Origin of the sequence: Chelatococcus asaccharovorans, from assembly GCF_003201475.1 — a bacterium.
Classification (GTDB): Bacteria; Pseudomonadota; Alphaproteobacteria; order Rhizobiales; family Beijerinckiaceae; genus Chelatococcus; species Chelatococcus asaccharovorans.
This window is the reverse complement of record NZ_QJJK01000007.1, coordinates 121,186-145,686: the sequence shown is the minus strand read 5'-3', so window position 1 is coordinate 145,686 and position 24,501 is coordinate 121,186. Positions and strand designations below refer to the sequence as shown.

Genomic DNA, 24,501 nt, shown 5'->3' with positions numbered 1-24,501 from the left:
GACGCGGGGTACTGGCCCGAGCTTCGCCTTCGACGGCGCCTCCTCTCGCAAAAAAAAACCCAAAAAAATCGCGCGGGGCATGAACCTTTTTCCGCGTCGCCGCGACCAACGGTCATCGGGATCGCAGAGGGCGATGCCGCACCCAAGATGGAGAACACCGATGACCACTTTGTCCTTCAAATCCGCGGTTTCCCTGAAGACCGCCGTTGTCGCGCTCACCCTGGCGAGTGCCGCTCTCACCGCCTCGTCCTTCACCAGCGCGGCCTATGCCGGCCCCGGCTTCGGCGGGCCGGGCACAATCGCCGCCCCGGGCGGCAAGGGTCCAGGCGGCCACGGCGGCGGTGGTCATGGTGGCGGACATGGCGGTGGCTCGGGGTGGGGCGGCCCCGGCAAGCCTGGTCCACACTGGGGTGGCGGCTACCGCCCGCACCGCCCCGGCTACTGGGGACCGCGTGGCGCCTTCTATGCAGGCCTGCCCATCGCCATCGGCATTGCCGGCGCCACCGCTTATGCCAGCGCGCCGGACTGCTACCGGGTCTATCGCAAGGTCTTCGTGAAGGGCGTCGGCCGCGTGGTGCGTCCGGTCACGATCTGCGACTGATCCCACCCCATGAGTTCCACGCGAACGCGAAGAGGGGGCGGATGACACATCCGTCCCCGATTATCCGGCCATCAAAGGCGCCCTGTTCATCACAAACGATTGGCAACGGTATCAGACTGCGGCAGGCTCACGCCAGATTGTCCCGTGGCAGAGACCGGGAAAAACGATGGTGGGGATGTCCGAGGCAGACTTGGTGGAGCGTTTGGCGGCCGGCGACAAGGCCGCCATGCGGGCGATCTTCAATGCCCATCACCTGCGTGTCTTCCGCTTCGTCGTGCGTCTGATAGGGCGGGAGGACATTGCCGAGGACGTGGTGACGGAGGTGTTTCTCGACCTCTGGCGGCAGGCTGGGCAGTTCGAGCAACGATCGAGCCTCTCCACCTGGCTTTTGGCGATCGCCCGCAACAAGGCCTATTCTGCCTTGCGCCGCCGACGGGAAGAGCAGCTCGATGAGGGGGTCGCCGAGGCGATCCCGGACCACGACGACACGCCCGACGTCCACGCCCAGAAAATCAACAAGGCCGCGATCCTGCGCCGATGCCTCGACACGCTCTCGCCCGAGCACCGCGCCGTGATGGATCTGGTCTATTATCAAGAGGAGCCGATCGAAGCCGTCAGCCGCATTCTCGGCATTCCCGAGAATACCGTGAAGACGCGGATGTTCCATGCGCGCAAGCGCCTCTCGGAACTCTGCCAGGCGGCAGGATTGGATAGGGGATGGCCATGAGCCCGACCATGAGCACGACCCAGGACGACCACGGCGATGCGCCGGAGCCCATCGAGGCCCTGCTGCCCTGGTATGCGGCGGGAACCCTCAACGCCGCGGACACGGCGGCCGTCGAAAAGGCACTTGCCGCCGACGCCGGGCTGCGCGCCCAGCTCGCCTTGATCCGTGAAGACCAGGCCGAGGCCATCCATGCGGCGGAGAGCATCACCGCACCGTCCGCGCGCATGGCTCGGACACTGTTTGCGGCGATCGATGCGGAGCCTCTGCCGGCTTCGGCGCGCCAACCGCTCCGTCAGGCTCCCTGGCTCGAGCGGTTCGGCGCATGGCTTGGCGTATGGCTTGGCGCGCTCACGCCGCGCAACCTCGCTTTCGCCGCACTGTCTGCCGCGGCACTGATCGCCCTGCAGGCCGGCATCGTTGCAGCGCTGATGGCTGCGCGATCGCCCGGGGCCACTTATGAGGTCGCCTCCGGGCCAGGCGCCACGGTCGCGGGCGGAAGCGCCCTCCTGGTCGCCTTCGAGCCGACCGCGCGGCTCGACCAGATCACGGCGCTTCTGACCGAACTGAACGCATCCATCGTCGAGGGCCCGCGTGCCGGCGGCCTGTTCCGCCTGCGCTTCGCGGAGCCCGGCGACAGCGCGATCATGGCTTCCCGCCAGGCGCGGCTGAACAATGCCAAGGGCGTCGTGCGGCTCGTCGCTCCCGCGAACTGACAATATCCGAATATCCCGCGCGACAGAGGAGGCGGGCATGATAAGGACAGCCACGTGCACGCAAGCCCCCAAACCGGGAAAGCCGCTGGCCGGCCGCCTGCTGGCGGCCGCTGCTCTCACTTTCGTCGCGGGCCTCGCCGGACTCGCGGTCGCACATCCGGCGCAGGCGGAGACTTTGCCTGCCGCGGGACGCGGTCCGCTCATGGCACAGGCGAGCGGCCGCTATCCGAGCGACAGCGATGCGCCCTCGCGCTACGATCAGCGGCCGGAACGGCCGCCGCGCGGCAGCTATGACACGCGCCGCCCCCCGCGAGAACCCAACTATCCCGGCCGCCCGGACCGCCCGTGGCGTCCGCCGGGCTACGGCGCGCCGCCCATTTACGGCGGCCCCATCGTGCCACCATTCGTCCGCCCTGCCCCGCCCCCCGTCTTCGTCGACGACGACGGCTTCGAGGCTGAACCAAGCCCGCGTCGGCCCCGCGCGGTGCAGCCGGCAAAACCGCCCGCGAAGAAAGCCGTCAAACAGCCGCCGGCAAAAAAACCACCTGCGAAAACCCCCGCCCGCGCGACTCCGCCGGCATCGCCGCCCGCCCAGGTCGCCAGCGATCAGTTCGTCACGGACGAGGTTCTCTTCGAGATGAGCGCCGACGCCGCCGCTGCAGAGGCGGATGCGGTCGCGCAACGCTTCAATCTCACGCTCCTGGAGCGTCGGCCAATCGATCTTCTCGGCGTGACCATCATCCGCGCCCGCCTGCCGCGGGGCCAGACCGTCCCCGCGATGGTGCGCGCGCTCACGGCCGATCAGCGTGTGGCCAGCGCCCAACCCAATCATGTCTTTCGCCTGCAGCAGGGCGACGCCTTGCGGGAGGAAAAGCCCGCTCCGATCGCCGCGCCGACGACCGCCCCGCCCATCGCCGCTCCCGCCGCCGATCTCGCCAGCGTGCAATATGCGCTTGAGGTCCTGCGGCTCAAACCTGCGCAGGCTATCGCCCGCGGCAAGGGGGTGACCGTCGCGGTCATCGATTCGGCGATCGACGGCACCCATCCGGAACTCGCCGGCAGCCTCAGCCCCCACTCGCGCGCGCGCCAGCCTTCTCCTCACGGGACCGGGATTGCGGGTATCATCGCCGCCCACGCCCGCATGCTCGGTGCCGCCCCCGATGTGCGCATCCTCGGCATCGATGCCTTCATCGAAACCAATGATGGCGCAAGCGGCACGAGCCTCGACGTGGTGAGCGGCCTCGACACTGCGGTGAAGCACGGCGCCGCCATCGCCAACCTCAGCTTTGCCGGCCCGCGTGACGCGCTGATGTCACGCGCGCTCCGGGCGAGCAGCCAGCGTGGGCTCCTTCTGGTCGCGGCGGCAGGCAATGGAGGGCCGAAGGCGGCGCCTGTCTACCCGGCAGCCCATCCCGACGTCATCGCCGTCACGGCGGTCGATGTCGAAACGCGCATTTACGACAAGGCCGCGACCGGTCCGCATGTAGCCGCCGCAGCACCCGGCGTCGACATCCTCGTCCCCACTCCTGGCGGCGGCTATCAGCAATCATCCGGCACGTCCTTCGCCGCGGCCTATGTCAGCGGAACGGCGGCGCTCCTGCGCGAGGCCCACGCCGAACTGACCGCAGACGCCTTGCGGACGGCCCTGACCACGACCGCACGCGATCTCGGCCGCAAGGGGCGCGATGACATTTTCGGCGCGGGCCTCATCGACGCGGCCGCGGCGCTCACTCTCGTCGCGCATCCGGCCGGCGCGGCAGATTCCCGCGCCGCGCCGACCCTCACGGCCACGCCGTGAGGCAGCCGATGCTCGGGCAATGTTCACCACGACGAGCGAGAGCATCGAGAGGAAAAAATTGCCGTTGAAATCCCGCAAATGATACCGCATGACATTGGTGTGACAGTCGCAATGGTGCTCTGGCGAACAGGGATCGGCCTGTTTCTAAAAGCGCGCGCGGCACGACTGCATAGGAATATCCGCAGATCCGGGTATTCATGCGTGCCATCGGGGAATTAACGTCACCATTCATGTCGCGAGTTCGGGAATGGAAGATCTTCACTATCGTGAGTACAAAATCCTTCTAAGGCCGGAGCGTTTCTTCAACCCTCAACAATTCGAGGTTTTCTGGAAGAAAATCGCGGCGATAGCTGCCAAGCACAAGGTCGAGGTGGCGACCAACAAGAATGCCTTCCAGCGCCAGGTGCGGGAAGTGCTGTTCTACGACACGAACGACCATGCTCTGTACAAGAACGCCTTCATCCTGCGTCGGCGCACCTTTTATACGGATGGATGGCCGGACCCCGCACACGAACTGACCTTCAAGTATCGTCATCCCAGTCTCGACAGTGCAGCAGCCGTCGATGTCACGCCGCATCTGCAATGCAGTGCCGCCATCAAGTTCAAGGAGGAAATCCTCCCGCTCAAGGACAGCCTCGGGGGCATGCGCAGCCTTTACTCTCACAACTGTGTGCTGATGAGCCCCGCCCTCGAGCTGAACCAGGGGGTCGAGCATATCGCAAGCATCTTCCCGGCGCTTGGTCAGCTCCACAGCGGAGCCACCGGGCCCAAGATCAAGCTCGTCAATAATCTCTCGGTCGAGGAGGTGCAGGTGAATGTGGGCACGTTCTCATTCGGGCGCGACCTTGAGGCGAAGGCGACGATTGCGGTCTGGCGCAACCGTGCCAGCGAAACGCCCCTGATCGGAGAATTCGCGTTCCAAACGAAGTTCAACCGCTATGATGACCTGCACGCCAAGGCCAAGAAGCGATCCGAGGACTTCTTCGTGGACGTGCAAAATCAGGAGCCGGAATGGGTCGCGCTGGGGACGACCAAGACCGCCCTCGTCTACGGGCTCGGCAAAGCCGTGACGGTCGGCCACGAATGATCGCGCCGGCTTCCACGGGCACAGAACGACCGGCCCGCGTCGGGCTGGTCGACATCTTCGTCACCTTCCTGATCATCGGCGCCACCAGCTTCGGCGGCGGCGTCGTCGCCTATCTGCGCAACAGCCTTGTGATCAAGAAGGGCTGGCTGGACGAAGAGCGCTTCCTCTCGGCGCTCGAAATCGCCCAGACGCTTCCCGGCCTCAATGCCACGAACATGAGCGTCATCGTCGGCGACCGCTTGCGCGGACCGATCGGCGCCTTCATCGCGTTTCTCGGCATGACTCTGCCGGGGGCGACACTTGTCATGGTGCTCGGCGTGCTCTATGCGGCGCATTCTGACAATCCAGCGGTCAATGCCGCACTTGTCGGCGTCGGCGCCGCGTCGGTCGGCATGCTGACCGCCGTCACCCTGCAGATCGGCCGTAAGCAGTTTGGATCGGTGATCGATGTCGCGATCATCGTTGTGACCATCGTCATGGTCAGCTATTTCCACCTGTCGCTGCTGGTCGTGCTCTTCACCGTCGGCCCCGTGGCGGTTTTTCTCTACCGACCCAAGGCGCCGGCCAAGGTCGCCGGAACGGATGTGACGGAGACGAGGCCGGTCGATCCATCGTCCGCCTCCGCCAGCCCCAACAGCGATGCCGCAAAGGCTTCCGGCCATGAATGACACGAACCTCAGCATTTTCGGCGTGTTCTCGCTGCTGTCGGTTCTCGCCATCGGCGGCGGCACGGCAGTTCTTCCCGAGATGAAGTCCCTCGTCATCGGCGGCCACCACTGGCTGACGGACGACCAGTTCCGGGATATCTACGGGCTCGGCCAGGTCGCACCCGGCCCCAACATGCTGATGGTCCTGGTGATCGGCTACCATGTATCCGGCTATCTCGGGGCCCTGCTCGCCTTCATCGGCTTCTTCCTGCCCGCGAGCCTGATCTCGCTCGGTGCATCGCGCCTGTGGGACCATTTCGAAGGCTCGCCATGGCGGCAGTCCCTGCAGATGGGCATGGCGCCTCTGGTCATCGGATTGATGGCGGCCGGCACGATCGCCATTGCCCGTACCGCCATCGAGGGGGCGACGACCGTCGTCCTGGCGATCGTCGTGTTCCTCGGCATCTGGTTCGTCAAAAAGATAAACCCGGCGCTGTTCATCCTTGCGAGTGGCGCCTTCGGCTTCTTCGCCCTGCAATGAAACGTCCGCCCGTGCTTTTGAGGCACGGACGGAGGACGAGCGGCCCGATGTCCCAAAGCGATCCACCGATCAGCCTGCGCGCAAGCTGATCGGTGTGGACCCGAGGCGCCGCGGTTCGCGGCGCCCCCCTCAGCGGCGTGGCGACGGCTTGGTGCGGTTGGCGCTTTGGCGTGCAAACATCCATCCTGGATATTCAGGTGGCAGCGCGCTGACCGAATCGAGCGCGGCCAGATCATCCGCAGTCAGCTCGACCCCGGTGGCGCCTATATTCTCCCTGAGTTGCTCGGCGCGCTTGGCGCCGACGATGACGCTCGTCACCACCGGCTGATGCAGGAGCCACGCCAGCGCGACCTGGGCGATCGTCGCGCCACGCGCCTCGGCAATCGGCCTGATAGCCGCGATAACGGCATCGGCGCGATCGCGCTCCACCGGCGGGAAATCGAAACTGGCGCGGCGCCCCCCTCCGGCATCTGCACCATTGCCCGCATATTTGCCTGACAGCAGTCCGCCGGCGAGCGGGCTCCATACCATCAGTCCGACCTTTTCGGAGGTCAGCATCGGCACGATCTCGCGCTCGAGATCGCGGCCCGCCAGGGTGTAGTAGGATTGCAGCGAGCGGATCGGCGCGAGATGGCGCCGCTCGGCGATGCCGAGGGCCTTGGCCACGTGCCAGGCCGCCCAGTTGGATACCCCGACGTAGCGCACGTGCCCGTGGCGAACCAGGATGTCCAGCGCCTCCAGTGTCTCCTCGATCGGCGTCACGTTGTCAAAGCCGTGGATCTGATAGAGATCGATATGCTCAAGCTTGAGGCGCTTCAGGCTTGCCTTGACTTGATCCAGAAGGTGGACGCGCGTGGCGCCGGAGCCGTTGGGTCCCTCGCCAACCCGCCCGAAGGCCTTGGTCGCAACCACGACCTGGTCGCGGGCGATGCCCAGATTGCGCAAGGCCTGCCCCGTAATCTCTTCAGACAGGCCGGCGGAATAGACATTCGCCGTATCGATGAAGTTGATGCCGGCATCAAGCGCTGTCCGCACGAGTTCGTCGGCTTCGGCTTGCTGGAGTCCGCCCATATTCTGCCAGATGCCTTCGCTGCCCCCGAAGGTCATGGTGCCGAGGCAAAGCTCCGAAACGAACAGGCCGGTCTGGCCCAGTGTATTGTAACGCATGGCTGGAAATCCCTTGGAGATAACGCGGGTGCGGGCACGGCGCGCACGAACCCGGACGGCAGTGTCAATCGGAAACTGAGAAAACTGCTCCTGCGGGGCCGGACGCGATCAAAGCTCAAAGGCACCGCGGCGGAGATAACCGTGCGGCATGGCAACGGCTGAGGGCGCGCAGGCTATCAACCATCGAAGGACAGAACGACCGATGGCGCGGATCGCTCGGCGGGACCGTGAAAAACGGCCTCGATATTGTTTCCGTCCGGATCGAGAAGGAAGGCGGCGTAGTAGCCGGGGTGATAATCGCGAATGCCCGGTGGACCGTTATCACGTCCTCCGGCGGCAAGCCCCGCCTGTTGGAAACTGTCCACCATGGCGCGATCGGCCGCCTGAAAAGCGAAATGGACGTGGCTGAATTGCTCGGGCCGCCCCTCGTCGACCCACAATTCGTCGGCGTAGAAAAAGCCCTCGCCATCGACGACCTCGACGCCGATGACCTCCAGCACGGCGCCGTAGAAGCGCCGTGAGGCCCTGAGATTTCGAACCTTGAGATGGAGATGATCGATCAGGCGGCCGCGGTGCAAGTGCATTGGCATGATCTCCCGTTTCGGTGGATCGACCTTGGGCCTATGTCGTCACGGCGCGGGCAACCTGCAAGAGTGCGAGAGGGTGCGCGAGCGGACTTTTCGCCGGACGTGCGGAACTTTGCGCCGCGCCTTCGCACAAGCAGGTCCCGTGAACTGCGAGGATCACACCAAGGATGATCCAACAGTCCCGCACCTTCCCGTGGCGAGAAGCAACCTGTTGTCAGGACCGGCTTGATTCCAGCACCGGCTCGCGGGGATGACGGACCGTCTCGCCATGCGGCTCCACGCCTTTCTCCATCGCTTTGCTGTGGATGATCAGACATCCGGCGGCGGCATCTCGATTCTCCAGCAATGCCTCGGACACTCAAGCTTGGCGCTGGCCCAAATGCGCCACGCCAATCTTACGCCTCAGGCGGTTTTAGCATCACCTGCTCTGGCGGCATCCGGCCAAACTGGAGAACAATCCAAGCATAAACATGCCACCTTTCGCGCCGTCCTGTAAGATGAATGTCCCCTGTCGTCCCGCAAAGGGTATTGACCTCAACCCGACGATCTGTAAGGAAACAGCCGCTGGAGACGTGGCCGAGAGGCTGAAGGCGGCGGTTTGCTAAACCGTTATAGGGTTGTAAAGCCCTATCGAGGGTTCGAATCCCTCCGTCTCCGCCAGTCCCGCCGATTGCCGTGTCCGAGACTGTCCGAAACACCTTACAAAATAAGGTGTTTTGCGCGATTTCTCTTCCGAGATAGGCTACCGTTTTCTGCCTCAAGCTGGAGAAATTACGGGTAGTTTTCCGGGTATCAGATCTTGGCGGCCGGGTATTTCGGGAATCGGCATGCTCACGGACGTCCAGATTCGGAAGGCCAGACCCGCCGACAAGGGCTATAGGCTCACAGATGGTGCCGGGCTGCATCTGCATGTTTCGCCGGCCGGCGGAAAGCTCTGGCGCTTTCGATATGAGATCGGCGGCAAAGAAAAGCTGCTTTCCCTCGGAGCCTATCCGTCTGTTTCCCTCTCCGATGCTCGCGAGATGGCGGGCCGGGCCAAGGCAGCTCTCCGCGACGGGAAGGACCCCGCGCTTCTGAAGCGTGAGCAGAAGCTGGCGCTGCGGCATGATCCCTCTTTGACCTTCCAGGCACTCGCCGAAGAATGGCACACACTGCAAAAGCCGCAGTGGGCGCCCGTCCATGCGGCCGACGTCCTGCGCAGTCTGGAGCGGGATGTGTTCCCGTCGCTGGGTGCGCGGCCGCTGCGGGACATCTCGACGCCCGAAGTGCTCGAGCTGCTACGCGGCGTCTAAAAGAGGGGATCCGGTGAGACGGCTCGCACCGTGAGCGGGCCGGGCGCGAGGCGAGCCCGACGGCCGGCGTGATCGACAGCCAGTCGATCAAGGCTCCGCGTGCTGAAGCAAGGGGTTATGATGCGGGCAAGAAGATCGTCGGGCGCAAGCGCCACATTGCGGTCGACACCGACGGGCGCCTGCTGATGGTCAATCTGACGACCGCCGACATTTCCGACAGAGCCGGTGCTCAGGCCATTCTCGACGCCATCCGCAAGCGCTGGCCTTGGGTGAAGCATCTCTTCGCCGATGCTGCTTACGACCGCTCAAGCTGATGGACAAGGCCGCCTATCTCGACTTCGTGGTCGAGATCATCCGCCGCCGTGACGGCGCCCAGGGTTTCGAGGTGCTGCCGCGCCGCTGGGTCGTGGAGCGAACCTTCGGTTGGATGATCCGATGGCGCCGTCTCGTGCGCGACTATGAGCGTCGCATCGACGTCTCAAAGGCCAAGGTCGTCGTCGCCAGGGGCGGAAATCTCGCCCGCAGAAACGCCCATCCGTGAGGTTCCAAACGGGCTCTCAGCGATGATCCCCTGGTCAGCCTGCCAGCTGCGGCGGCCTGACCATCCCGGCCAACGCTGGCGAGCGAAGGTCAAAGCCGTCAGCTACACCACGAACTGGGACTCGACCAGAAACGAATATGCTGTGAGCAAATTGCGGGCTAATCAATACCGATCATCGATATCGCATTGAGTGCATGTGTACTGAGCCCCTGCCCATTGCGCGAGCCACCGGTTTCAGGAGGTGCCGCACCCGCGCACCTGCCGCTACATCGTTGTGGGCGGGGGCGTGCCAACTACGAAGATCGGAACACGCTGGTCGAATCCTTTCAGGACGCGTGCCTCGAGTTCAACGAGGTCAACCGCCCTCCCGACGGCCTGGGCCGCCATGCGATCGACGAGGATTTGGCCGTCCTTGGCGCTCGCGCAGAGGCGCGAGGCGAGGTTTACGACGTTGCCTATCGCGGTATAATCGAGGCGGCCTTCTGACCCGATCCGTCCTACTGTCGCCGGCCCCATAGCCAAACCTACACCGAAGCCCAGATCATGCCCGGCCGCACGCCATTCGGCCAGGAGCTCTTGAACGCCGGCCTGCATGTCGCGCGCCATGGCGACGGCGCGGAGGGCTGGGTCCGGGCAGGCGACCGGCGCGTTCACCAGCACCATGACGCCGTCGCCCAAGAAGCTGACGAGCGTCGCCCCGTGTGCCGTTATCACGCGATCGAGGGCATCGTAATAGACACTGAGGGCCCTGATGATGGTCTCGGGTTCCGACCGCGCCGAGAACGCGGTGAAGCCGCGGAGATCGCAGAACACCACCACCACCTCGACACGCCGCCCGTCGAGCACCCGGTCATCGCCGCTCCGGTCAACCAGTTCGGCGACCTGGGGGGCGAGGAAACGCTTCAGCCGGCTGATGCGTTCCGAGCGTTCGTTCGAAACGGCAAGTTCGCCAGCCATTTCATTGAGGCGCTCGGCGAGTTGCTCGAGTTCGTCGCCTGTGGAGAGTTGGATGCGATGGTCGAACTGGCCGCTGCCAATGCGGGCAACCCCATCCTCCAGCAGGCGGATGTGTCCGACCACGCGCTGCGTCAGCCAATAGGCCAGCAGCGCGGCGAGGATCGCGCCGGCAATGAGCAGGATGCCGGTACGCCACAGGGCAGCATAGATCGGCCCGAACGCCTCCGCCACGGGCTGCTTAACGATGACGCTCCACTCGACCATGGGGATGGAGGCCATCGTGGCCATGACCATGTTGCCCTCCGTATCGCTCCCGGCGACGGCCTCGCCGGGTTCCGCAACAATGGCAGCTCGCAGGAGTTGCAGCGGCAAGGCTGACGTTTCGTCAGCGCGCAGGACCAAACTGATGTCGGGGTGCGCCACGAGGCGCCCCGGCTGGTCGAGGACAAAGGCCGCCCCGGTCTGCCCCACCCGAATGGCGGAAATCACCTCCCAGATGAATTTTAGATTGACCTCAGCGATCGCGACGCCGGCAGCCGCACGAGTTCCCGCGACTGCAATGGTCATGAAGGGCTCCGAGCCGCCTTGGAAGACAACAGGCCCTAACCAAGTCCGCTGAGCTATCGCACCGATCACCGCGGGATCACCGGAATAGTCGTCGCCACTCTCGACACGGTTGAGCCCGATGCGCGAAACGAAAAGGCGCTCCCTTCCGGCGGCGTCGATGAGACGAAGGCTCATGATGGGTTGTGCCTGGCGCAGAAGGCGCAACGCGTCCAACCTGCGCCGCTCATCGGCGCCAGCGGACCAGGGCAACTGCACCATCCAGCTGAGATGGTCGCTAATCCCTTCGAGGAAATACTCGATCTTGACGGCCGCAAGCCGTGCCTCCGAGTCGAGCAGGTCGCTCAACCGTGCCCGCTGATCGCGATAGCCGAACCAAGCTTCGCTGGCGCCGGCGACCAGAAGCGGGACGACTACTGCTGCGAACAAGGCGACGAAGTATTTCGTGAAGAGCGACTTGCGGGGAGGCGTGGGTGCATTGCTTACCATGTAGCCCGCTGCTCTCCCGGCATGGCCTGCTTCTGACAGGCTATTCGATCACGACGTCGGCGCTACTCAGCAGCGATGGCGGGACAGTCAGGCCAAGCGCCTGGGCTGCCTTGAGATTGATGAAGAACTCCACCTTCGTGACACGCTGGACCGGCAGATCAGCAGGCTTCTCGCCCTTGAGAATGCGTCCGGCATAGATGCCGGTGTGTCGATGCGACTGCCGGAAATCGCCGCCGTAGCTCATCAGCCCGCCCGCCAGAGGAAAATCGCGCGCCTGGGTGATCGCCGGAACCCCATGCCGCGCGGCGAGTTCAGCGAGGCGTGCGCTGCGATAAGCGAAATACGGGTCGGAGGTAAAGACAAGCCCGCCCGCCCCCATGGCGCGGGCCGACGTGAAGATCCCCTCGAACTCGTCCGACTTGCTCGCGTTCAGCACATGCAGTCGAAGGCCGAGCGCGCTGGCGGCGGCGTCAAGGCTCTTCAACTGGGAACCGACTGTCGGACTGGTCGGGTTGGCTGCGATTGCGAAGAGCTTCGCTGCGGGAGACAACTCGCTCATGAACTCCAGGCGCTTGCGCGAGACCTCGACGCTGAGGCTCGTGACCCCGGTCATGGTACCGCCCGGCCGGGACAGGCTGTTCACCAGGCCGAGCGCGACAGGATCGCCGCCGAGTTCGAAGACGATGGGAAGGCCGCCGGCGGCCGTCTTGGCCGCAAGCGCAACCTCCGCACCGCCCGGAGCCACCATCACTGTCACCCGGCTTGCTGCGAGTTCCGCCGCCAGCGCCGGCAGTTCAAGATATTTGCCGTCCGCCCATCGAGACAGGATGGAGACGTTGCGTCCTTCCACATATCCTGTCTCGGCCAGACCCTCTGCAAAGGCGACGAGCCGACTGGCGCTGCGCTCGGGGGTCTCGGGTCCGAGATAGCCGATTACCGGAATGGCCGACTGTTGCGCGCCTGCCGGTGCCGCCCATGCTGCGGCCACGGCCATCGAAGCGATGAAGTCGCGCCGCCGCATCCAAGCATTGGCTCGGTGATGGCATAGGCGATACAGCAACTGGCCGTCACCGCTAACCACCGACATCGCTGCCACCGTGAATCGATGAACTCACCCTTATTCGTGCAAACCCTATCATAGCGGTTCGATGGGAATGGCGAAAGTCACTTTACAGGGTCAGAACCATCCTTTGATCGATGGTTCAACCGCTTGCACCGCCAAGGTTTAGCCGTCGGCGACGCGGCCAGATGGACCCGCTTCTCGCGCGGTGGGCTATGCCGAGGCTTTCGATGCCGGCAAGAAGATCGTCGGACCTAGACGCCATATCGCGTTAGATACCGACCGGCGGCTGCTGATGGTCAATCTGACGGCCGCCGATATTTCCGACAGTGCCGGTGCTCAGGCCATTCTCGATGCAATCCGCAAACGTTGGCCCTGGGTGAAGCATCTCTTCGCCGACGCCGACTACGACCGGCTCAAGCTCATGGACAAAGCCGCCTATCTCGACTTCGTCGTCGAGATCATCCATCGCCGTGACGGCGCCAAGGGCTTCGAGGTCTTGCCGCGCCGCTGGGTCGTGGAGCGAACCTTTGGCTGGATGACCCGATGGCGGCGCCTCGTGTGCGACTACGAGCGTCGCATCGACGTTTCAAAGGCCATGGTCCTCGTCGCTATGGGCGGGAATCTAACTCGCAGGAACGCCCATCCCTGATTTTCCAAACGGGCTCTGATGAGATTTCATGGAGCGGTTCCGCCGGAACACAACTCCGCGACATACTGCAAGACAATTTCCCCAGGGTCTCCGTTCTGTAGAGTCGCCTCAGTTGCGGATGCATCGTCCAGTCCGCTTGCGTCCTTCCGGGCCTCGCCGGCCAGGGCCATCCGCGACGAGGGCCTGCTGACCACAAAAGCCGGCGCGCCTTCGTTGAGCAGATTGACCAGGCCGTCAGACAGATGGGACAGCATCGTCCATCTTGACGCCTCGCGCCACGATCTAGGTGGATGATCCCGAACTGGTGGATCTCATCCTCGAACGGGCCGGCAATGTCCGGATCATCCTCGCCAATACGGGCGAAGAGGATGGCGCCTGGGATCACCGGAACGCGGCAGCCCGCCAACGTACCTTCGAGGAACGCAATGTCTCGATCGTACGGGCTTCACGGATCGATGATCGCCGCCTGCTCGGCGATTTCGGCATGGAGCAATTGACCGCGAAGGGCCATGTCGGTGCCATCATCCACGACAAGGTGATGGTCATCGATCCACTCTCCGACGATTGCACAGTGGTGTTCGGCAGCCACAATCTCGGGTTCAAGGCGTCCTACGCCAACGACGAGAACATGGTCGTGGTCAGCGGCGACAGAGCCCTTGCCGAGCCTATGCCGTCCATATCCTGGATGTGATCGACCATTTTCGCTTCCGCGGTCGAAGCCGAGCTGAGCCGCAAGCACAAGAAGAGTTGGTCGGGCTTTCTCAAGACTGACGACAGCTGGCTGGCCCCCTCTGTGAGTGGCGATCGAGGCGCGCTGACGCGCTACTTCGCGCATGGTTCGCGCCACGATCGCAGTTTGGGGGCCAATTCGCCAAGGTCGGCTTTCGAACCCGCATCGAACTTCTGCTCATGGCGCAAAGGTGCCTATGCGCCGTGCCTCGCTCATGTCCGCTTTTGCGCCGCGGCCGGTATCAGATCAATGACCGCAATGGGGACGCAAAGCTGCCGTCTTTTCTTTCAGATGGTCGATTCCTCCATAACCCTCCCTTATCTCTCCTGACGCCGGAGCCAGTGGGAATCCTCGAGGATTTGCTGCCTCCATCGGCTGGGGCTTTTGCCGTATCGCTTCGTGAACGTGCGGGAGAAGTGCGGAAGGCTCGAGAAACCGGATGCCAGTGAGACGTCCGAAATGCTCACTGTGCTCTGCCAGAGAAGACGCTGCGCAAGCGTCATCCGGCATCGCATATATATCTCGGAGAACGAGGCGCCCGTATATTTGATGAAGAGGCGCTCGAGGTGTCTCGATGAGATGTCCATCTCTTCGGCGATCTCCTCCCTGGACAGCGGAGCGGCGATGTTGTCCTCCATCCGGGAGATCGCAGCGCTGACGATGCTGTTCGTCACGATGTGGCGATCGGAGACGCTGCCGCGCTGGGGGTCTCCAGCAAAACTGCCCTTGGTATAGAGAAACCACTCAGAGACGCGCTGCGCGAGGCCGGCGTCGGCACGCTCGGCGATCAGGGAACTCATCAGGTCGAGCGCTGCGATACCGCCGCCGCATGTCACTCTGTTCCCATCCCTGACAAATCGGGCAGGCTCCGGCGTCAGCAGCGGAAACATCTCCTGGAACAGATCCACATGTTCCCAGTGGATGGTGAATCTCCGGTCGGTCAAAAGCCCAGCGCGGGCCAGGAAAAACGGGCCGGCCGTGATGCCGCCGATCGTTGCGCCGTGACGTGCGGTGCGGCGTATGCAGGCGTCGATGCGGCGAGACCTCCACTGGTCGACATGTCCGCCGGCGACCACGAACAGATGCGACAGGTCCTCCGTCGCCTGTGGCAAATCCTGGGTCTCGACAGCCATTCCTCCTGACGAACTGACCCAGCCGCCGCCGTCGGAGTGGAGCGACAGATCGAAGAGCTTCTGGTTGGAGATATGGTTCGCCGCCCTCAGGGGCTCGAGCGTCGCCGAGAACGACATAAGGGGGAAGCCCGATACGAGAATGAATGCGATTTTCGCCATTCGCCAACGTTGTCCGATTTGCTCAAAATTGCGTCCGGCAGAGGCAAGCACCTTAGGGCAATCGGACTTAACGTTCAATGGATGAGATTTCCAGCATATGTGTGGGAGGCGATAATAACTGCGATTTTATCGTTCACATGGCGCAGGAAATTTTTCAGTAAATATTTGCACATAGGTCGTAGCGGAATGAATATGGACAAGTAGTGATCTGAAATATTTATCGGACAGCGAAGATAGATTATCAACGAGATTGTAAATCATGAGTTCTGGGGTTGATAGAATGGGGAATGACATGAGATCGAGCATATCGGTCGAGGAGTATTTCACGTTCGGGGACGGAAGCGTTCCCAACTCGAGATTTCCCATCACCGTGTATCGCGACCTTGGAGAGGACAGGATCGAGGCCCGCAATCTGAAGAATTGCCTTGGCCGGAACGGATGGATCCCGGACTGGTTCTCGACGGACGGAATGTATCCCCGCCATCACTTCCACAGCGACGCACACGAGTTCATTGCCGTGCTGGATGGCGAGTTCACCTGCCGGCTCGGGGGTGAGCACGGTGTCGACGCTCATCTCCGCAAGGGCGATGCGCTGGTGATACCCGCCGGCGTGGCCCACTGCGGCGATCGAAAGTCCGAGAAGCTGGCCATCCTGGGTGCGTTTCCGGATGGCTTCGGCATCCATGATTTCAGGCTTGGCTACCCGTCGGAATACGCGCAGATGGCCATGCGCGCGCAGCAGGTCCCCGTGCCGCCGAATGACCCGCTGTTCGGGCCCAAGGGGCCCCTCCTGCAGCGCTGGACACAACATTCCTGAAGGTGCGGGTCATGCGACAGGTAGAAATTGCGGGCGGCGGCATTGCCGGATTTGTTGCGGCCATTTCGTTCGCGCGGACCGGCTGGAAGGTCAGGGTGCACGAGAAGAGCGACCGTCTGAGGACGGCCGGCAACGGCTTCGTCGTATGGGCCAACGGCCTGCGGGTGCTCAGCGCCCTCAACATAACGCCCGATATCGACAAGGTCGGAAACCAGATCAAGACGTGGGATGTGCGCGACGAAGCCCACGGTCTCCTGAAACACTATGACATTCCGAGCGCCAACGGTGGCCGGGCAGCGATCTTCACGCGTCAGGAACTGGTCGACCTGCTCTCCGCCACCGCGGCCGATTTGGGGGTCGAGATCTCGCTGGGATCGAACGTGGCCGGGGTCACGGCAGATGGCCAGATGAGCTTCGCGGATGGCAGGACGATCAGCGCCGATCTGGTCGTATGTGCCGATGGCGTCTTCTCGAACGCGCGCCGCTCGCTGCTGGGAGACCTGCCGATCGCAAAGCACCGCAAGGGGGCGATCCGGATGCTGCTCCCGTCGCATCCTGACCAGTTCAGCGAAATTGACCGGCATCACGCGACCGAGTTCAATCACCCGGAGGGGCGCCGCGCCGGCATCATTCCCTGCGCGGGCGGCCTGGTCTACGTGATCCTCGTTTCGATGATGACCGATCCGGCGGCGCACGCCGTGCCAATCGACGTCGACTATTGGTCGAAGACGTTCCCATCCTTGACCACCTACTTCGAACAGGCGGGCGACCTCGGGCACTTCGACCAGTATTTTTCCGTGTCGGCGCCTAGTTGGCATCTTGGCCGGTGCGCCGTGATCGGCGACGCCGCGCACGGAATGACCCCGGCGATCGGTCAGGGCGCCTGCTCGGCGATGATGTCGGCATACGCGCTCGGCCATACCGACTTCGGAACCGGCACGGTCGAGAACGCTCTCGCGCGCTGGGAAGCCAGGATACGGCCCCTCCTGGATATGGCCCAGGACTATTCCCGCGCGACGACTGCTGGCCTGACGGATCCCAACAGCCACAATCTTTTCCTCAGCGATCCAGCCATACGGCCGATGTACGAAGCCGATATTCCGGCTCTCTATGGACAAACAACTTCACCGGAGAAAGAAACGTGCTGATCTCGGGTCCGTCTGCAGACAAATATGATGCCGTGTCAGATTTCGCTGCCATTGCCAGCGATCAAGACGATATCGACGCGCATGCCCGGTTTCCGGATCACGTCGCGAACCTGGTCCGCATTCGCGACATACTGCTTGCGAGGCGGCGACTGTTCGCGCAGGACGCCGCCGCATTCCCCGTCGTCACGATGGGGCGCGCGGGCGATATCATCACCGTGTCCCGCATGCTGACGGAACTGGACGCCATCATCGAGCAGGAAAAGCGGCTTGCATCAGAGACGGCGTAATCGAACATCCAAGAACAAGGGGAACTGAGATGAAAAAAATATCATTCGCAGTTGCGTTGTCGCTTCTGCTCGTCGGCGGCATCTCGGCATCGGCCGACGAGGTCACCTATGCCGGTCCTGGCGGACTATACCAAGAGCTTATGAAGAAGACGACTTTTGATCCTGCGAAGACCAAGTATGGACTTACCGTCAACCTGGACAACATAAAATCCATCGCCGACGCCCGAATGCAGGTGCAGTCCGGCAACCCAACCTGGGATATTGTCGAGGTGCCCGAGCAGCAGTGCCGTTCGGCCGAGGCCGACACGCTGTTTGAAAATATCGACTATAGCCTGGTCCCCAACGCGGCTGATCTGCCAGACAATCTGAAAGGAAAGAACTGGATTGGCGGCTTTACCCGCTATGCCATGGTTCTCGTATGGAACAAGAAGACCTACGGCGCCAACCCGCCAAGCAGCTGGGCCGACTTCTTCGACGTCGCGAAATTCCCCGGCACCAGGGCCATGTACAACCAGCCTCGCATGATGGCCGAGCTGACGCTTCTCGGCGATGGCGTGGACAAGGCGAAGATGTATCCTCTCGACGTCGAGCGCGCGATCCGGAAAATGGAAGGTTTCCGCAAGAACATCACGGTGTTCTACGAGACCTACGGACAGGCCACACAGCTGTTGGCCAACGGCGAAATCGACATGATGGCTCTCACCAACGGTCGGGCCTCCGCCATTGCAGCGGACTATGGCCAGTTCGCCTATACGCTGAATGAAGGCATCGCAGACAATGGTTGCCTGGCCATCCTCAAGGGAACCAAGAACCCCAAAGCTGCGATGAAGGCGCTGAATGCCTTTATCGATCGGGAGTTCCAGGCGAACATCGGCGCCGAATCGACGTATGGGCCGGTGAACCCCAAGGCATTCGACGTTGGAACAATCTCCGCTGAGAAGATGGAGCAGCTACCGACCTATCCGCCGGTTCTGGAGAAAATGCTGCTGCTGGATGCCGGCTGGTGGGCAAAGAACGAGGTGGACGTCGTTCCCCGCTGGTTGCGCATGATGCAGAAGTGACATGAGCGGAGCACATCACGTGGACGTTCACCTTCCCACCGGAGGTGTGGAAATCACCGCGCGGGATCTGGGCAAGCGATACGGGGGCGTCTCGGCGTTGCGCGAGACCACCCTTGATATCCCTGCCGGCGAGTTCCTGACGCTGCTGGGCCCCTCAGGGTCCGGCAAGACGACGCTCCTGATGATCCTGGCCGGGTTTACCCGGCCGGACAGCGGGGAACTGTTCTTCGGGGACCAGCCCGTCCACCGGCTGCCGCCGCACAAGCGGAACGTCGGCATGGTGTTCCAGAACTATGCCCTGTTCTCGCACATGACGGTCGCGGAGAACATCGCCTATCCGCTCCGGATACGCGGTGTCGGCCGGGCGGACTGCGAGAAGCGGGTTGCCGAGATCCTGTCGCTGGTTCATCTGGAAGGTTTCGAAGACCGGCAGATCAGACAGCTGTCGGGAGGCCAGGCGCAGCGCGTCGCCCTCGCGCGGGCCACGGTCTTCAAGCCGAAGATCCTCCTGATGGACGAGCCCTTGTCCGCGCTCGACAAGAAGCTGCGCGACCAGATGCAGGTCGAGATCAGGCGCATTCACAATGCGCTCGGCGTCACCACGATCTATGTGACTCACGACCAGCGCGAAGCGCTGACGATGTCGGACCGGATCGCCGTCCTGAACAGGGGAGCGGTCCAGCAGGTAGGTACGCCGAATGAAATCTACACCTCTCCCAAGACGGCGTTCGTCGCCGACTTCATCGGGGGCAGCAACATCCTGCCGCTGGTGCGGAATGGAGAGGGCGTGCGGTTTGCGGACCAGGACATCCTTGCCTTGAACTCTCCTCCCGATGCGGAGTTGCTCTACCTCGTCGCACGGCCCGAAAAGCTCATGTTCTCGTCGTCCGGCGAGCCGGCGTTGGATGCGAACCGGTTCTCGGCCATCGTGACCAACATTTCATTCGAGGGCGACAGCTATGCAGTCTCGGCGGCCCTGACGAATGGCCGCGAAGTAACTGTGCGCTGCGCGACGACGATACGCGCGCTCCCGAAAGAGGGCGAGATCGTCACCCTGGAGCTCGCAAGGCAGGACGCATTGATCGTCAGGGGCGACACATGAGCACGGCAGCGCCCGCGTCGGATGCCGTTGGGCTGTCGCAGGGGAGAGCCGACGGCTATTCCTCTGCCTGGGCGGCGCTGGCCTTCCCAGCCGTCTTTATCGTCATCGGCGCGCTGGTCATCCCCGTCCTGGTGATGGTGCTGCTGTCGTTTGTCGACCGCTCCGGCTCGATCAGTCTCGACAACTACCGGCTGCTCATTTCGGACCCCTCGCTTCCCACCGTCATCGGAACGACCGTGAGCATCGCGTTCTGGTGCACCCTGTTGTGCGTACTGCTCGGGACGCCCGTCGCCTACCTTCTGTCGGAGCTTCCGCAAAAGATCGCCGGCCTGCTCCTGATCGCTGTGCTGCTGCCCTTCTGGACGTCGCTGCTTGTCCGCACCTACGCGATGCTGCTGCTCCTGCAGCGCCGCGGCCTCGTGAACCAGACCCTGCAGTCGATCGGATTGACGGCGGAGCCGCTGCAACTTGCCCATAATGTGATCGGGACCGTGATCGCCATGACCCAGATCATGCTGCCTTACTTCATCCTGCCGCTTTACGTGAGTTTCAGGCGGATCGATCGCGGGATGATGAATGCCGCGGCCGGCCTTGGGGCCACGCCGATCCGCGTCTTCTGGACGATCACCCTGCCGCAGGCGCGCAGCGGTCTTCTCGCCGGCGGCTTCCTGGTCTTCGTCCTGTGCTTCGGCTTCTACGTGACGCCGGCGATCCTCGGCGGAGGCCGGGTGATCATGATGGCACAGGCCATCAACACCTATCTCGGCCTCTATCCGAACTGGGGGGCCGCGGGCGCGCTGGCGACGGTCCTGTTCCTTTGCACCCTGCTGACACTGGGCTTCATGCGGCTGTGCATGGTCTATCTCACGCGCAAAAGGACCACCTCCCGTGCATAGCAGCAACAATGATCGACAGATCTCTCACGGCAGGCGAGCCTGGCTTTATCTCTGGACCGCAGCGGTGCTGGCATTCCTGGTGGCCCCCAGCCTCATCGTCATCCCGATGTCGTTCAGCGCATCGAACCTGCTGGAGTTCCCGCCGTCCACGTTGTCGGGGCGCTGGTATGCCAGCTACTTCTCGTCCAGCGAATGGATGCGCGCCACGGCAATCTCGCTGAGCACCGCTCTGCTTACGGTCCTCATCGCAACCCCGGTCGGCTTCCTGGCCGCCTATGCCGTTGCGCGCACGACGCCCAGGCTAGGTTCCGTCGCGACTGCGATCATCGTCCTGCCGACGATACTGCCGCATATCGTCGTTGCCGTCGGCATGTTCTTCGTCCTGTCCTGGGCGGGATTGATCAACACGATCACGGGCCTGACGATCGGCCACGTCGTCGTCGCCTTGCCCTTCGTGTTCGTGGTCATGCTGTCCGCCCTGAAAAGCTATGACTTCAGCCAGGAGAAGGCCGCGGTCAGCCTCGGCGCTTCGCAGTTCCGTGCTGTCGTCGACATAACCTTGCCCCAGTTGAAGATGTCCCTGGTCACCGCCGCGCTGCTGGCGTTCATTTCGTCCATCGACGAAGTGATCATCAGTATGCTGGTGTCCACGGGAAGCGCCTCGACCTTGAGCCGCAGAATGCTCGTGTCCCTGACCGACGTGATCGACCCGACGATCGCGGCGATTTCCACGTTGTTCATTCTGGTCACGGTGTCGGTCATCGTCATCGTCCAGCTCACCGGAAACCGGTCCGCGCTGGTACCGGGGGGAACTGAGCGGTGATCCGGCTGAGGGGAACATGCCCATGACGACAATGGCCGACCTGTGTCTCGTCGGTATCGACGAACTCACCGAAAAGGTGAAAGCCATCTTCCGCAAATCAGGGCTGACCGATGCAAACGCGGCGGCACTCACCCGGGCCCTGATTGCCGGCGAGCGCGACGGGTGCAAGTCGCACGGCATCTACCGGATCGAAGGCGCGCTTCGGACGATCAAGGCCGGCAAGGTGCGGCCCGATGCGGTCCCACGCGTCCTCCCATCGGACGGGTCGGCGATTGTGCGTGTCGATGCCGACGGCGGCTTTTCCAATGCGGCCTTCGAGCTGGGCGTGCCGGCCCTTGTCGAGCTGGCCGAACGCTACGGTCTCGCATCGCTTGTCATCAACGACTGCTGTCACTTCTCCGCGCTCTGGCCGGAGATCGAGGCGCTGACGGAGAATAATCTGGCCGGGCTCGCCATGTGTCCGAGCTACGCGACCGTGGCGCCGACCGGAGGCAACAGGCCGCTTTTGGGTACCAACCCTTTCGCCTTCGGCTGGCCGCGTCCCGGCAATGATCCGTATGTCTTCGACTTCGCGACATCCGTCGCTGCACGTGGCGAGATCGAACTCAGGCGTCAGGCGGGGGAGCCCTTGCCGGAAGGCTGGGCGATCGACGTGGACGGCCGTCCAACGACAGATCCCGCGGCGGCGCTGTCGGGCGCCATGCTGCCCTTCGGCGGACACAAGGGATCGGCGATCAGCACGATGATCGAACTTCTCGCAGGCGTCATGATCGGCGACCTGACGAGCCCTGAAGTTCTGGATTTTCTCGGGACGACGACCCTGGCGCCATTTCACGGCGAGTTGATCCTAGCCTTCTCTCCGAAGATTTTCGCAGCGGGACGCCCTGGAGACCCCTTCGCCCGAGCGGAAACGCTGTTCGATGCGATCCTCGGCCAGGGTGCAAGGCTGCCATCACAGCGCCGCTTCGCCGCGCGCGCCGCCGCCCTGACCGAGGGGATACGCATCAGCGGTGAGGAGATGAGGCAGCTCGATCGTCTGCTGGCCCATGGGCTCGGCGAGGTGTGTTGACGCTTCTGGAGCAAGCGTGCGTTCTCGAACCGATCCCTCTGTCGGCTGACGCGCGCTTAGCGGGCAGAACACATGTATAGCAGCTTCTGGAGCTCAGCTTTCCGCGGATCACCGACGAACTGAGAGATCACGTGCGTGAGCTGTCTGAAGGCGTGCGGCCTGATGATGCAATAGGCCGTACGCTGGCTGGCTCAGCGGTTTTCTCAGACCCGCAGGAGTGAAGCGACGAGGAGCAGGCTGAGGTGGAGGGCGCGGTCATCGCCGCTGCTATGCTCTATGCCATGTTGCGGCCGCCCCCGCGTCAGAGCTTCGCGACCGACTGTTGCCCTGCAATCGACCAGGTGCATCGCTCAATGTGGCCATATGGCGGGACATGCCGTTCGGGACAGTGGCGGAGGCCGCGGCCTTAGCCCTTGGCAAAGATCCACGTTTGCTCGATGAGGGATCGCTGGCGGCCGATGAGGCGCTGCCAGAGATCAACAGCTTCAAGGAGCAGCATGAGCAAATCCGACGGGCTTGTCGCGATAGGCCTTGTCGGTCATAACGGCATGGTCATCCCGCAGAAGCTGGGATTGGCTGGGGGATGCCGCGTCCTGGGAGGCTTCGCGGAGGCAACCACGCCCGCAGGATTGGAAAAGTGGGGAGCAGACCGCACCGCGCTTTGACAAAGTGAGAAAGCTGCCTGCGAAGACGAAACCCTCCCACCGACCGCCTAAAAGGGTTCCAAAGCGCCGTGAATGATACCGGGCCGTCTGTGGAATGAGCGATGAGCCCGGCTTTAGTGTATCTCACGTAAAATGCACTCTCCCAGTAGGCAAAGGTCGCTTGCCTGATGCGCGGTAGCGAGTCGTTGCGCCCCATCGCTGCGCAGTAGGGGCGATTGTAAAGGGTAACGAAGAACTGCTCGCAGCGGAGTATTCAATGTGAAGCCATGAGATAGAATATATTGATCAAAGCGTGGAGCTCGGTCGTCTCTTTTATGCCTTCGTAGCTATCATCTAACGCACGCAGCACGGATGCCTCCTCCACCCCAATTGTCGCGCCGGACGGGAGACTGCACCGGCACTTGATGGTTATTGGTATCGCAGCCGCGCGGCGGCGGGCACAGTGGAGAAAGCATCATGGCCGGCTCGATCCGCACCGGCTCGTCTTCATTCATGAGACGTGGGCCAAGATGAGACGTGGGGCAAGACCAACATGGCGCCTTTGCGTGGATGGGTTCCGCGCGGCCTCAGGCTGATCGCCAAGGCTCCGCACGGCAAATGGCGGACGCTTACCTTCCTGGCGGCATTGCGCCACGATCGTATCGACGCGCCCTGTGTCGTTGAATGAAGCTGAGTCTAATGCCAGACGCTATGTTTTTCGGTTTGTTGTTTCGAACGAATTGTAAATTTTAGCTACTCAATGCCCTTAATTAATCTAAATGCACTTAAAAGTAAATATAAGACCTACTTTATCGTGATTATAGGTGTTCCAAATCCGATCGCGGTTCCGGTTTCAACTAAAATTTCTACAACCGAGCCGGTCGCCGGCGACGGAATCGGCGTATAAATTCGGCCAACCTTCACCAAGCCGACGAGTTCGCCTTCCGTGACTGCCTGGCCAAGCTGAACAAACGGGTTCTCCCGCCACGGATGCCTCGCCACGTAAATGCCGGCGACCTCCGCCTTCACGACGGTCCCTGCCGACGTGGTGGCAATATTCATGGGAGAATGGGCCGATGTGCCCGAAAAGGCCACATGGTGCAAGGTGATCTTCAGGCGCTGTCCGGCGTCCTCGATCTCGATCCCGCCCAAGCCGGACCGTTCAAGCAGGATCGCCAGATGCTCGATGTCCCGAATGCTCAACGCCAT

Annotated in this window: 24 protein-coding genes, 1 tRNA gene and 3 pseudogenes; 22 read left to right on the top strand and 6 right to left on the bottom strand. The window is 62.9% G+C overall.

Annotated features, from left to right (window positions below; genetic code table 11):
- Positions 1-160 precede the first annotated feature (160 nt).
- The 7 genes from C7450_RS17480 to C7450_RS17450 all read left to right on the top strand — a co-directional run bounded on the left by C7450_RS17480 (position 161) and on the right by C7450_RS17450 (position 6,114).
- Positions 161-601, top strand: a complete 441-nt coding sequence (locus tag C7450_RS17480; RefSeq protein ID WP_110375745.1) for a hypothetical protein — start codon at positions 161-163, stop codon at positions 599-601.
- A gap of 175 nt (positions 602-776) precedes the next feature.
- The gene (locus C7450_RS17475; RefSeq protein ID WP_425351225.1) at positions 777-1,328 is read left to right on the top strand and encodes a sigma-70 family RNA polymerase sigma factor; all 552 of its coding nucleotides are present in this window, start codon (positions 777-779) and stop codon (positions 1,326-1,328) included.
- A gap of 8 nt (positions 1,329-1,336) precedes the next feature.
- Positions 1,337-2,041, top strand: coding sequence for a hypothetical protein (locus C7450_RS17470; protein ID WP_146227379.1), 705 nt, complete (start codon positions 1,337-1,339; stop codon positions 2,039-2,041).
- A gap of 37 nt (positions 2,042-2,078) precedes the next feature.
- Positions 2,079-3,839 (top strand): S8 family serine peptidase, encoded by a 1,761-nt coding sequence (locus tag C7450_RS17465; RefSeq protein WP_170147289.1) that lies wholly within the window; start codon positions 2,079-2,081, stop codon positions 3,837-3,839.
- 247 nt (positions 3,840-4,086) lie between these two features.
- Entirely contained in the window at positions 4,087-4,926 is an 840-nt protein-coding gene (locus C7450_RS17460) for a hypothetical protein (RefSeq protein ID WP_110375741.1), read from the top strand.
- A complete protein-coding gene (locus C7450_RS17455) occupies positions 4,923-5,594 on the top strand; it encodes a chromate transporter (protein ID WP_110375740.1) in 672 nt (223 codons plus the stop codon). Before C7450_RS17460 ends, C7450_RS17455 begins: the two co-directional genes overlap by 4 nt.
- Positions 5,587-6,114: a chromate transporter gene (locus C7450_RS17450; protein ID WP_110375739.1), complete on the top strand. Its 528-nt coding sequence runs from the start codon at positions 5,587-5,589 to the stop codon at positions 6,112-6,114. The genes C7450_RS17455 and C7450_RS17450 overlap by 8 nt, the downstream gene beginning before the upstream one ends.
- Before the next feature lie 129 nt (positions 6,115-6,243).
- Here the strand turns inward: C7450_RS17450 and C7450_RS17445 are convergent, their stop codons facing one another.
- Both C7450_RS17445 and C7450_RS17440 read right to left on the bottom strand, forming a co-directional pair.
- Positions 6,244-7,281, bottom strand: coding sequence for an aldo/keto reductase (locus C7450_RS17445; protein WP_110375738.1), 1,038 nt, complete (start codon positions 7,279-7,281; stop codon positions 6,244-6,246).
- A gap of 176 nt (positions 7,282-7,457) precedes the next feature.
- Positions 7,458-7,874: a VOC family protein gene (locus C7450_RS17440; protein ID WP_425351232.1), complete on the bottom strand. Its 417-nt coding sequence runs from the start codon at positions 7,872-7,874 to the stop codon at positions 7,458-7,460.
- Between the two features lie 560 nt (positions 7,875-8,434).
- Between C7450_RS17440 and C7450_RS17435 the strand changes: the two genes are divergently transcribed.
- From C7450_RS17435 to C7450_RS17425, 3 genes and pseudogenes are all read left to right on the top strand, one after another.
- Positions 8,435-8,528 (top strand) — tRNA-Ser (locus C7450_RS17435).
- Positions 8,529-8,584: 56 nt separating this feature from the next.
- Positions 8,585-9,160, top strand: a complete 576-nt coding sequence (locus C7450_RS17430; protein WP_146227378.1) for a tyrosine-type recombinase/integrase — start codon at positions 8,585-8,587, stop codon at positions 9,158-9,160.
- Between the two features lie 29 nt (positions 9,161-9,189).
- Positions 9,190-9,701: pseudogene (locus C7450_RS17425) on the top strand (IS5 family transposase); the annotation flags it as partial.
- A 264-nt stretch (positions 9,702-9,965) separates the two neighbouring features.
- Here C7450_RS17425 and C7450_RS17420 read toward each other — a convergent pair.
- Both C7450_RS17420 and C7450_RS17415 read right to left on the bottom strand, forming a co-directional pair.
- Positions 9,966-11,711 carry an adenylate/guanylate cyclase domain-containing protein gene (locus C7450_RS17420; RefSeq protein WP_110375735.1) on the bottom strand — a complete coding sequence of 582 codons (1,746 nt, stop codon included), beginning with the start codon at positions 11,709-11,711 and terminating at the stop codon, positions 9,966-9,968.
- A gap of 40 nt (positions 11,712-11,751) precedes the next feature.
- Positions 11,752-12,732 carry an ABC transporter substrate-binding protein gene (locus C7450_RS17415; RefSeq protein WP_110375734.1) on the bottom strand — a complete coding sequence of 327 codons (981 nt, stop codon included), beginning with the start codon at positions 12,730-12,732 and terminating at the stop codon, positions 11,752-11,754.
- Positions 12,733-12,997: 265 nt separating this feature from the next.
- Between C7450_RS17415 and C7450_RS17410 the strand changes: the two are divergent.
- Both C7450_RS17410 and C7450_RS35140 read left to right on the top strand, forming a co-directional pair.
- Positions 12,998-13,423: pseudogene (locus tag C7450_RS17410) on the top strand (transposase); the annotation flags it as partial.
- 286 nt (positions 13,424-13,709) lie between these two features.
- On the top strand, positions 13,710-14,114 hold the full coding sequence (locus C7450_RS35140; protein WP_425351224.1) for a phospholipase D-like domain-containing protein: 405 nt from the start codon (positions 13,710-13,712) through the stop codon (positions 14,112-14,114).
- Positions 14,115-14,470: 356 nt separating this feature from the next.
- Here C7450_RS35140 and C7450_RS17395 read toward each other — a convergent pair whose 3' ends face one another.
- On the bottom strand, positions 14,471-15,445 hold the full coding sequence (locus tag C7450_RS17395; RefSeq protein ID WP_110375732.1) for a GlxA family transcriptional regulator: 975 nt from the start codon (positions 15,443-15,445) through the stop codon (positions 14,471-14,473).
- Positions 15,446-15,737: 292 nt separating this feature from the next.
- Here C7450_RS17395 and C7450_RS17390 point away from each other — a divergent pair, with 292 nt between their 5' ends.
- The 10 genes and pseudogenes from C7450_RS17390 to C7450_RS34605 form a co-directional block, all read left to right on the top strand.
- A complete protein-coding gene (locus C7450_RS17390) occupies positions 15,738-16,262 on the top strand; it encodes a cupin domain-containing protein (protein WP_170147288.1) in 525 nt (174 codons plus the stop codon).
- Positions 16,263-16,273: 11 nt separating this feature from the next.
- On the top strand, positions 16,274-17,410 hold the full coding sequence (locus C7450_RS17385; RefSeq protein ID WP_110375730.1) for an FAD-dependent oxidoreductase: 1,137 nt from the start codon (positions 16,274-16,276) through the stop codon (positions 17,408-17,410).
- Positions 17,404-17,697 carry a hypothetical protein gene (locus C7450_RS17380; RefSeq protein ID WP_110375729.1) on the top strand — a complete coding sequence of 98 codons (294 nt, stop codon included), beginning with the start codon at positions 17,404-17,406 and terminating at the stop codon, positions 17,695-17,697. Before C7450_RS17385 ends, C7450_RS17380 begins: the two co-directional genes overlap by 7 nt.
- A gap of 29 nt (positions 17,698-17,726) precedes the next feature.
- Positions 17,727-18,758, top strand: coding sequence for an ABC transporter substrate-binding protein (locus tag C7450_RS17375; RefSeq protein ID WP_110375728.1), 1,032 nt, complete (start codon positions 17,727-17,729; stop codon positions 18,756-18,758).
- Between the two features lie 19 nt (positions 18,759-18,777).
- A complete protein-coding gene (locus C7450_RS17370) occupies positions 18,778-19,860 on the top strand; it encodes an ABC transporter ATP-binding protein (RefSeq protein WP_245449867.1) in 1,083 nt (360 codons plus the stop codon).
- A complete protein-coding gene (locus tag C7450_RS17365; RefSeq protein ID WP_110375726.1) occupies positions 19,857-20,756 on the top strand; it encodes an ABC transporter permease in 900 nt (299 codons plus the stop codon). Before C7450_RS17370 ends, C7450_RS17365 begins: the two co-directional genes overlap by 4 nt.
- The gene (locus tag C7450_RS17360) at positions 20,749-21,579 is read left to right on the top strand and encodes an ABC transporter permease (protein ID WP_245449865.1); all 831 of its coding nucleotides are present in this window, start codon (positions 20,749-20,751) and stop codon (positions 21,577-21,579) included. The genes C7450_RS17365 and C7450_RS17360 overlap by 8 nt, the downstream gene beginning before the upstream one ends.
- Before the next feature lie 31 nt (positions 21,580-21,610).
- Positions 21,611-22,648 (top strand): Ldh family oxidoreductase, encoded by a 1,038-nt coding sequence (locus tag C7450_RS17355; protein WP_110375980.1) that lies wholly within the window; start codon positions 21,611-21,613, stop codon positions 22,646-22,648.
- Between the two features lie 497 nt (positions 22,649-23,145).
- Positions 23,146-23,313, top strand: coding sequence for a hypothetical protein (locus tag C7450_RS34020; RefSeq protein WP_170147287.1), 168 nt, complete (start codon positions 23,146-23,148; stop codon positions 23,311-23,313).
- Between the two features lie 425 nt (positions 23,314-23,738).
- Positions 23,739-23,977 (top strand): annotated as a pseudogene (locus C7450_RS34605) (IS630 family transposase); the annotation flags it as partial.
- 119 nt (positions 23,978-24,096) lie between these two features.
- On the opposite strand, the gene C7450_RS17345 reads toward C7450_RS34605, so the two are convergent.
- Complete coding sequence (locus C7450_RS17345) at positions 24,097-24,501, bottom strand: acetyl-CoA carboxylase biotin carboxyl carrier protein (protein WP_110375725.1); 405 nt, start codon at positions 24,499-24,501, stop codon at positions 24,097-24,099.